Here is a 4,793-nt window from a genome sequence, read left to right as displayed (position 1 = left end):
ATGGTCGAAGAGGTCGACGAGGACAGCCAGAAGCTCAAGGTCACCGTTTCGATCTTTGGCCGGGAAACCCCGGTCGAACTGGATTTCACTCAGGTCACCAAACAGATCTGATGTGACGCCGGCCGGTAAGGCCGGCACCCCGAGCGTGGGAGGCAGCGGCACCGCGGTGCCAAAACCGGACCACACAGCAAAGCAGCCCGAAGGACGCGTCCTGAGGGTGTTGGAAAAGGAGAAGGCCAATGGCCAAGAAGCTCGTCGGCACGATGAAGCTGCAAGTTAAAGCCGGTCAGGCAAACCCAAGCCCGCCGGTTGGTCCGGCGCTGGGTCAGCGCGGCATCAATATCATGGAATTCTGCAAGGCGTTCAACGCCAAGACCGCAGATATGGAGCCCGGCGCGCCGTGCCCGACCGTGATCACCTACTATCAGGACAAGTCCTTCACCATGGACATCAAGACGCCGCCCGCGTCTTACTACCTGAAGAAGGCTGCCAAGGTGAAGTCGGGTGCAAAAACCCCGTCGCGTGAAACCGTCGGCACCGTGACCGCGGCCCAGTTGCGGGAAATCGCCGAGGCCAAGATGAAAGATCTGAACGCCAACGACATCGAGTCGGCAATGCAGATCATCCTGGGCTCTGCCCGCTCCATGGGCATCGAGGTGAAGTAAGATGGCAAAGCTCGGTAAACGTACCCGCGCCGCGCGCGAAGCTCTCGCTGGCAAAGATAACCTGTCGGTCGAAGAGGCTGTTTCCCTGATCAAGGCGAACGCCACCGCGAAATTCGACGAAACCGTCGAAATCGCCATGAGCCTGGGTGTTGACACCCGCCACGCAGACCAGATGGTCCGCGGTGTTGTCGGCCTGCCGAACGGCACCGGCAAAGCCATGCGCGTTGCGGTTTTCGCCCGCGGCCCCAAGGCAGAAGAAGCTCAGGCGGCCGGTGCGGACATCGTCGGCGCCGAAGACCTGATGGAAGCCATCCAGGGCGGCAACATCGATTTCGACCGTTGCATCGCTACCCCGGACATGATGCCGGTTGTCGGCCGTCTGGGTAAGATCCTCGGCCCGCGCAACCTGATGCCGAACCCCAAGGTCGGCACCGTGACCATGGACGTCAAGGCAGCTGTTGAAGCGGCCAAGGGCGGCGAAGTCCAGTTCAAGGCGGAAAAAGGCGGCGTTGTGCACGCAGGCGTCGGCAAAGCCTCCTTTGACGAAGCCAAGCTGGTCGAAAACGTCCGTGCCTTTGTTTCGGCTGTGGCCAAGGCCAAGCCGGCGGGCGCAAAGGGCGCGTACATGAAGAAAATCAACCTGACCTCGACCATGGGTCCGGGCGTTACGGTTGACGTGGACAACGCTGTCACCGAGTAATCGGGACGGAATTGCCAGAACAGGGGCCCTGGGTGACGCACCCGGGGCCTTTTCTTTTGCCGGTCGGCGGTGTCATTCGCAAATGGCCGCTACGGTTTGATTTTGTTAACTATTTACCCTTGCGCTTGCCTGGCTGCATCCGTAATTGCAACCTATGGCACACCGCAGTTTCTTCGCTCAGGACAGTTCGAGTCTGATCGCCACGTCGAGTTCTAACGGCTCGATTGTGGGTGGTGCGGTCATCAACAATTCCGACACGCCCAACGGGACAGTTTTCGCCTATTTCGGCGGTACCGGAACCCAGGTCACGCTGAATGATACCGGCGGCGGACGGGGCAAATTCAATGACGACCAGAAATCGGATCACATCATAACCGATGGCGGCGGCATCGTTGCGGATGGCGCGCGGGTGGAATCCGAATCGCATATTCTGCTGCGCCAGCTTGACGAAAACGGAAACCCTTCCGGCCCGGAGATCACGGTCTATGTCTTTTCGCAGGGCGGTCAGACATCCAATGTCTGGGGCTATGCGACGGACCTGCCGCTTGAGGCCGGAAAATCCTATGTAAAGACCGGTGGGCAGAACACCGGAACGTCGCGCTACAAAGATTATGTCACCTGCTTTGGGGCCGGGACACTGATTGATACCGCCGATGGCCAGGTGGCCGTCGAGGACATCACCAGGGGGCAGCGCGTCTGGACCAAAGAGGCCGGTCTGCAGCCGGTGCGCTGGGTGGCGGCTGCATCGGTCCGCGGCAGCGGGAGTTTCGCACCTGTCGTCTTTGCGCCCGGGGCGATTGGCAATGCCGGAGAGCTGGTCCTTTCGCAGCAGCACCGGGTTCATGTGAGTCTGCCGGTTGCAGAGATGCTGTTCGGTCAGGCGGATGTTCTGGTGGCGGCAAAACATCTTTGCGGGCTTCCGGGGGTCAGGATCCGGGAGCAGGCGGTGATCCGCTATTTCCATGTCATGTTCGACCGGCACTGCATCGTCAGATCCAACGGCGTCCTGACAGAAAGCTTCTTTCTGGCGCCGGGATCGGTGGCCGCGTTGGATTGGGCGCAGCGCCGTGAGCTGATGTCCCTGTTTCCATCCCTTGCCCGGGAGGGTGCCCGGTTCGGCCAGACCGCGGCGATGACGCTGACCTCAGGGGAGGCGCGTGTCCTTAGGGGGTGTTTGGAGTCCCGTGGCGGGCGCGCCGGTTTTGACGCGCGCTGAATTTTCTTGCGGCCGCCAGTTTCCCCTTGGAAACCCCTTCAAATGCGACTAACTACGGCTACGAGATAAAGCGTGCGATTCGTCGTGCGCTTTATTTCATTTCGTCCAAGATGGTGGGTGGCCTTTCGATCGGGCCTTAATCTCCCTCCTGAGACGGGTACAGACCAAGAAGATCGAGGGTTTTCAATCCCTCGGGCGGATTTGGCTCATCCCGTAAAACGGACCTGAACGCCGGACCCTCGGGACCGGCAAATATGAGCCGGGGTGCATAAGCATCCCTAACTTGGAGAGAACTGTGGATAGAGCCCAGAAAGAGAAAGTGGTCGAGGAACTCGGCCAGATCTTCGAAAGCTCTGGCGTCGTGGTGGTAGCTCACTACGCCGGTCTGACAGTTGCCGAGATGCAGGATCTGCGCGCGCGTGCAAGCGACGCGAACAGCTCCGTGCGTGTTGCCAAAAACAGGCTCGCCAAAATCGCCCTTGAGGGAAAGCCGTGTGAAAACATGTCTGACCTGCTGACAGGGATGACTGTTCTGACCTATTCCGAAGACCCCGTGTCCGCTGCGAAAGTGGCCGAGGGTTTCGCCAAGGAAAACAAAAAGTTTGAGATCCTTGGCGGCGCAATGGGTGAGAATGCTCTGGACCGCGCAGGCGTCGAAGCCGTGTCGAAAATGCCGTCCCGCGACGAGCTTATTGCTCAGATCGCAAGCTGCATTGGCGCACCCGCTTCCAACATCGCCGGCGCAATTGGCGCACCTGCAAGCAACATCGCAAGCATTCTTTCGACCATCGAAGAGAAGGCGGAAGCTGCGTAAGCGGTTGGCACTGAATGACTGGCGTGGGGCAAGGCCCGCACGTTGGAACACACATACTGTAAACGGAAAGAGCTGATACAATGGCTGATCTGAAAGCACTCGCAGAAAGCATCGTGGGTCTGACCCTGCTGGAAGCACAAGAACTGAAAACCATCCTGAAGGATGAGTATGGCATCGAGCCCGCAGCTGGCGGCGCGGTTGTCATGGCAGCTGGCGGCGACGCCGGCGGTGCAGCCGAAGAAGAAAAGACCGAATTCGACGTCGTTCTGAAGAACGCCGGCGCGTCCAAGATCAACGTGATCAAGGAAGTTCGCGGCATCACCGGTCTGGGCCTGAAAGAAGCCAAAGAACTGGTCGAAGCCGGCGGCAAGATCAAAGAAGGCGTGTCCAAGGACGAAGCCGAAGACGTCAAAGCCAAGCTGGAAGCAGCTGGCGCCGAAGTCGAGCTGGCCTAAGCCCTGCGCCTGGTGCATTTCGATGCATCGGAAATTTGGCTGGGTCCGGAGTTTTTCCGGGCCCAGCCGAACCTGTCTTAGAAAGGGCCTCCGGCAAGAGGCGTTTTTTCAGGCGAGGTTCAAGGGATCGGGAGGCTGCCTTCGGGACGGTGGCCATGAATTGATCCGAACACGCTGTCTCGTATGGGCAAGGTGCCGGGGCCCGGCGGCATCCTTGACCGGTGAGAACTCGAAAGGTGACATCTGACATGGCTCAATCGTTCCTTGGCCAGAAACGTCTACGCAAATATTACGGCAAAATCCGCGAAGTGCTGGAAATGCCGAACCTCATTGAGGTGCAGAAATCTTCCTACGACCTTTTCCTGCGCTCTGGCGATGAAGCCGAGCCGCTGGACGGCGAAGGAATCAAAGGTGTTTTCCAGTCGGTTTTCCCGATCAAGGATTTCAACGAAACCTCCGTTCTGGAGTTCGTGAAGTACGCGTTTGAAAAGCCGAAGTACGACGTCGAAGAGTGCATGCAGCGCGACATGACCTACAGCGCGCCGCTGAAGGTCACCCTGCGCCTGATCGTCTTTGATGTCGACGAAGACACCGGCGCCAAGTCGGTCAAGGATATCAAGGAACAGGATGTCTTCATGGGCGATATGCCCCTGATGACCCCGAACGGCACCTTTGTCGTCAACGGCACCGAGCGCGTGATCGTGTCCCAGATGCACCGCTCGCCGGGCGTCTTCTTCGACCACGACAAAGGCAAGACCCACTCCTCGGGCAAGTTGCTGTTCGCCTGCCGCATCATCCCGTACCGCGGCTCCTGGCTCGACTTCGAATTCGACGCCAAGGACATCGTCTTTGCCCGCATCTACCGCCGCCGCAAACTGCCGGTGACCACCCTGCTGTACGCCCTGGGCCTGGACCAGGACGCCATCATGGGCGCCTATTACAA

General features: G+C 59.3%; 5 protein-coding genes and 2 pseudogenes. All 7 read left to right on the top strand.

Annotated features, from left to right (window positions below; translation table 11 throughout):
- Positions 1–111 (top strand): annotated as a pseudogene (locus VOI29_RS22595) (transcription termination/antitermination protein NusG); the annotation flags it as partial.
- Between the two features lie 128 nt (positions 112–239).
- Positions 240–665 carry a 50S ribosomal protein L11 gene (gene rplK, locus VOI29_RS22590; RefSeq protein ID WP_323783893.1) on the top strand — a complete coding sequence of 142 codons (426 nt, stop codon included), beginning with the start codon at positions 240–242 and terminating at the stop codon, positions 663–665.
- Between the two features lies 1 nt (position 666).
- Positions 667–1,365: a 50S ribosomal protein L1 gene (gene rplA / locus VOI29_RS22585; protein ID WP_323783891.1), complete on the top strand. Its 699-nt coding sequence runs from the start codon at positions 667–669 to the stop codon at positions 1,363–1,365.
- Between the two features lie 154 nt (positions 1,366–1,519).
- Positions 1,520–2,581: a Hint domain-containing protein gene (locus tag VOI29_RS22580; RefSeq protein ID WP_323783889.1), complete on the top strand. Its 1,062-nt coding sequence runs from the start codon at positions 1,520–1,522 to the stop codon at positions 2,579–2,581.
- A gap of 295 nt (positions 2,582–2,876) precedes the next feature.
- On the top strand, positions 2,877–3,395 hold the full coding sequence (gene rplJ / locus VOI29_RS22575; protein ID WP_024088523.1) for a 50S ribosomal protein L10: 519 nt from the start codon (positions 2,877–2,879) through the stop codon (positions 3,393–3,395).
- A gap of 80 nt (positions 3,396–3,475) precedes the next feature.
- Positions 3,476–3,850 (top strand): 50S ribosomal protein L7/L12, encoded by a 375-nt coding sequence (gene rplL, locus VOI29_RS22570; RefSeq protein ID WP_259967561.1) that lies wholly within the window; start codon positions 3,476–3,478, stop codon positions 3,848–3,850.
- A 248-nt stretch (positions 3,851–4,098) separates the two neighbouring features.
- Positions 4,099–4,793: pseudogene (locus tag VOI29_RS22565) on the top strand (DNA-directed RNA polymerase subunit beta); the annotation flags it as partial.

This window comes from Leisingera sp., from assembly GCF_034669605.1.
Taxonomy (GTDB): domain Bacteria; phylum Pseudomonadota; class Alphaproteobacteria; order Rhodobacterales; family Rhodobacteraceae; genus Leisingera.
Note: the sequence above shows the minus strand (reverse complement) of the source record. Positions and strands in the feature narration are given on the sequence as shown.